General features: G+C 43.0%; 6 protein-coding genes. 1 reads left to right on the top strand and 5 read right to left on the bottom strand.

Annotated features, from left to right (window positions below; genetic code table 11):
• Positions 1-221, top strand: a 221-nt coding sequence (locus DXV75_RS17155) for a hypothetical protein (protein ID WP_220272544.1), incomplete at its 5' end; no start/stop codon positions are given.
• Positions 222-646: 425 nt separating this feature from the next.
• Here DXV75_RS17155 and DXV75_RS16925 read toward each other — a convergent pair.
• From DXV75_RS16925 to DXV75_RS16900, 5 genes are all read right to left on the bottom strand, one after another.
• Entirely contained in the window at positions 647-1411 is a 765-nt protein-coding gene (locus DXV75_RS16925; protein WP_115594599.1) for a hypothetical protein, read from the bottom strand.
• Between the two features lie 125 nt (positions 1412-1536).
• Positions 1537-1956, bottom strand: coding sequence for a hypothetical protein (locus DXV75_RS16920; RefSeq protein WP_115594598.1), 420 nt, complete (start codon positions 1954-1956; stop codon positions 1537-1539).
• A 113-nt stretch (positions 1957-2069) separates the two neighbouring features.
• Positions 2070-2465, bottom strand: a complete 396-nt coding sequence (locus DXV75_RS17150; protein WP_115594597.1) for a hypothetical protein — start codon at positions 2463-2465, stop codon at positions 2070-2072.
• Between the two features lie 608 nt (positions 2466-3073).
• Positions 3074-3385 carry a hypothetical protein gene (locus DXV75_RS16905; protein ID WP_115594595.1) on the bottom strand — a complete coding sequence of 104 codons (312 nt, stop codon included), beginning with the start codon at positions 3383-3385 and terminating at the stop codon, positions 3074-3076.
• 168 nt (positions 3386-3553) lie between these two features.
• Positions 3554-3934 (bottom strand): hypothetical protein, encoded by a 381-nt coding sequence (locus DXV75_RS16900; protein WP_220272543.1) that lies wholly within the window; start codon positions 3932-3934, stop codon positions 3554-3556.
• Between the last annotated feature and the right edge of the window lie 146 nt (positions 3935-4080).

Below are 4080 nucleotides of genomic sequence, written 5' to 3'. Positions count from 1 at the left end.
CGTTTATAGCGCTGCCAAAAAAAAGAAGCTGGGCTGACTGCGGAAAGGTGAGCCGGGTGGGTAGCCCTTGCCGTTTCTGTATAACAGCGTTGCTGAGCAACATTGAGATAGTACTGGGGGCTAACGCTCCGCATAACGGGCAAAAAGACGTAGGCTACAATAACGAGCGAAGCGAGGGAGCCTACGTGTTTTTGTCCCAAGCGAGCGTAGCGAGTGGTTAATGCGATTGTTAGCCCAGCCGATGAACTTTCGCGGCTTTGCCGCCGAGCACCAAGGTGTTGAAAAAGCTGACTACCGCAACCGAATTACCTCACCATAAACAACCACCCAGAAAACGGCAACTGAAATTGAAAGCTGCCATTTTGAAATGCTGAAACAAATTGCGTTGTCACGGAGCAGAGAAAGGCGCAGGCCGAATGCGGAAAAGTGCACCTGCTGCTACAGCCGGGGATTTGTGAAACCCTGCTTTGCGAAGCTGAAAAAACTGCGTTTACTGTACTGTTAAAAAGGGAAACTGGCTGACTGCGGAAAGGTGAGCCGGGTGGGTAGCCCTTGCTGTTTCTGTATAAAAGCGTTGCCGAACAACATTGAGATACTACTGGGGGCTAACGCCTAGAGCAGCGGCGCATTTATGCGTCCGCTGACTTTATTTGTTAGCTTCATCTTGCACCCAATGGTCTATAAGAGGGTCATCAATGAAAAGCCACCACAAAACATTCAAACATAAATATCCGATAACTATAAATACTAATATGAACATACTCCAAGGGTATGAGCCTTGAGTATATCCATTCCTTTCAAATATCAACGTAGGTATATTCCAAAATATGATCTTGCTGTTCCAGACCACTCCAACAACTAATAGAAAAAGTGCAAGTAGAAGCTCTTCTCCGGCTCCCTCCACCTTGAGAAAATAGTCCGTATGGATGCTTAGCAAAGTAAATCCAAAGACGAGTAAACATTGAGGAAACAACCCGTAGCTTGAGTTTACATATAGGTAGTTAAGTTGAGCTGCGCTTATTTTCGCTTTTTTCCAATCTCTGAATTTCAAAGTTCCAATTCCAGCTAAAAAACAAGCTAGCAATAGGATGAAAGGAATTGAAGCTGAAAGGAGAATATTTTCATAGATTTTCATCAGTTTGCTTGTTTCGACACTGTTCTCAGCCCAATCACCTTTCTCATATAGAAAGTCATAGTAAGATAAAACAATAAAGCTTGGGAAACTCGCAATAAAATTTTCTAATGCATTCATTTTCCACGGGCCCAAATACTTACCTGATGTATCTTCAGAGTATATCTTAAGCACGTCTACACCAGACTTTATTGCTTTACGGGTTCTAAAGTATTTTGCAAAATCGTAGAACGCTTCAAAAATAGGGTGTTTCTTAAATAATCTAAAACTCATCATCATGAGGTGTCTTAAATGTACGAAGCTAACGCCCCGCTAAGGGGCAAATTGAGTGGGCTACATTTGCGCGAAGCGCCAGCCCGCGAAAATTTGTCCCGCCAGCGCAGCTGGCAACCTTGAGCGACTTGTTAGGCATCATTATCTACTACATCCAAGTTACACTGAACCATTTCTGAATTTGTTAGTTCTGCGCAACTCGAATAGCCATATTGTGTGAGGAAATCGATTACAGCTTTGTTTGTACTAACTGTTCCTGTATTCAATCCATGATCATTGCTGAAAACGTCTCTTATCCTTGTATCATCTCGATACATTAGCGCCACAGCTAATACAAATTGTTGTTTGGAGGATTCTTTATTTACCAAACTTGCTTCGTAAAGCGCAGATAACAAATGTACCTCACCCCAACGATCATGAGCTAAGTTTACAGTTGTCGTTAATGCATCTAGGTATTCAGCGCTTTTGGTCGACTTTTCGAAATACTTACCAGCAAAAAACGAAGCTACTAAGGCGATAAATACAGTTGAGAAAACCAATTTATTTTGCATGTTCCTCCTTGATGCCTAACGCTTAGCTTTGGGGCGCAGACACATGGGCGAAAATCGCGAAGCGCCCATGTGTTTGCGTCCCAGCGAACGAAGGGAGCGACAATAGCGCTTTGTTAGTTACCATGCTGAGACGCCCTTTTATTTATTATTGCCCAACTTATAAGCCAGGCTGTAATTACAGCACTGACCGAAAAAGCCAAGTCTATTAGATACAAAGTTAACGGAAGTAGCTCTCGTAATAAAGCAAAGGATATTAAGTTGCCAGTAAGAAAAACGATTGCTGAGACAACAGCTAAGTGGACAAGAATATTGGCTTTGAGCCCCAAGCCCAAGAGAGCAAGTAAGGTTACAGAGATTACAAAAGAGGATGTGTAGTTTAGAGCAAAGTACTCTGGTGATCCTAACGATAATGCTGGTTCTGAACTGGCATATAGCGCGATAACAGTGCCCGAAGCAATTTGAAGCAGGATCAGTATTAGGGAATATTTGAATATTTTTACTAGAGCCATACTGCTACACCGGTAACTAACGCCCAACTTAGGGGCAATAACACGTAGGCTAAAATTGGAGCGAAGCGACTGAGCCTACGTGTTATTGTCCCAGTGAGCGCTAGCGAACGACTACAGTTTTTTGTTAGGTGCTACGGTTCAAAAACAACAAATGCAGCCCGAAGTAAAACGATAAAAACACCATAGCCGAGTAGTGTTATTGAGCGTCTACGACGTTTGGGAAGTAATTCTTTTACAACCACTGAGTTGTCTTTTTTTAAAGATGCTCCCCATATTAAAAACCAGTACACGCTGAGGCTATATGAACTAGATCCGATTTGGACAGTTGCTTTATGCTTAGGCCAGAATAGCAAGTACTTTGAATAAGCAATAGTGTCTCCCACCTTGACTTCAAATTTAGTATTAAAACGGTCGTAGGAAAAGCAAACGGAATTACCACTTACGATATGTCGATGTTGATGAAATCTTTCGAAGCTCATATCCCTTTAACACCTAACGCCCCAACTTTGGGGCACAAATACATGGGCTAAAATAACGAGCGAAGCGAGGGAGACCATGTGTTTGTGTCCCAGCGAACGCAGTGAGCACCAAGAGTTGTTTGTTAGCTTTCAATGTTTGCTACCACTCTTTTTACTAATACTTTCTGAAACAGAGATTACTTTACTAAGTGTTTGATATAGGTTTTTTATTTCTGTTTCGGGGAAAGCAAAAGATTGCCAACCATAACCTGGTTTACATAGGTTAAGAAGCAGCAGGTTCTGCTCAGTCAAAACAGCCTTCCAAGCAGGATTATATGTAGCATCTACCTGTGCGCCCGGTTCTTTATCATGCGGTATTTGGGTCTTTATTCTTTGTGCTGCGGCTGATTTAATCAATTCATCGAGCTCGGCTGCTGACATGTTTGAAAGGTCAAATTTCATAGTACCTCCGTGTTCTATCGTTGAAAGCTAACGCCCGCATAAGGGGCAGCAAAACTTAAGCGGCGATTGGTTAAACTTGGGCGGAGCACCAAACTAATCGCCGCGTAGTTTTGATGTCCCAGCCGCGCTTTTCAGCGGCGACTTGATGCGTTTGTTAGCTACACAACCTCACCTAGAGCTTGCGTCACTTCCCAATAACGTAAATTCATTAAGCAAGCCAACCATAAAAGATTTCTGCGAAAAATCGTAGGCTCCAAGTACCTTTTGCTCATTCGCCTCTTCTGCTTGAATGATCACTACACGAGTGTCTTGCCCTGATTCAGGGTCTTTGTGTATGGCGTATTGGGGCAAGCTTATTTTCAGCGGCTTTCCAATTATGTCCTGACCAGAACGCAACACAAAAACAGCAATACCTTTATTGATATCTTCCTCAACAGCAGCTCGACCAGATATATAACCAATCGTCGAAAGGTCTGGCCAATGTACTTTTTCTTCTGCTTGCAGCAAGGTCGGGAAAAGAGCCAATAATGGTAGCAAAAACTTTTTCACTGGAGTTTCCTTGTGTAGCTAACACCCACATAAGGGGCAGTAATACGTGGGCTAAAATAGGAGCGAAGCGACAGAGCCCACGTGTTACTGTCCCAGGGAGCTTGCGACCGACTTAATGTGATTGTTATGTTGCTAGTTGATACAAC

Origin of the sequence: Alteromonas aestuariivivens (genome assembly GCF_003367475.1) — a bacterium.
Taxonomy (GTDB): Bacteria; Pseudomonadota; Gammaproteobacteria; order Enterobacterales; family Alteromonadaceae; genus Alteromonas; species Alteromonas aestuariivivens.
The sequence above is the reverse complement of the archived record's forward strand: the minus strand, read 5'-3'. Positions and strand labels throughout refer to the sequence as shown.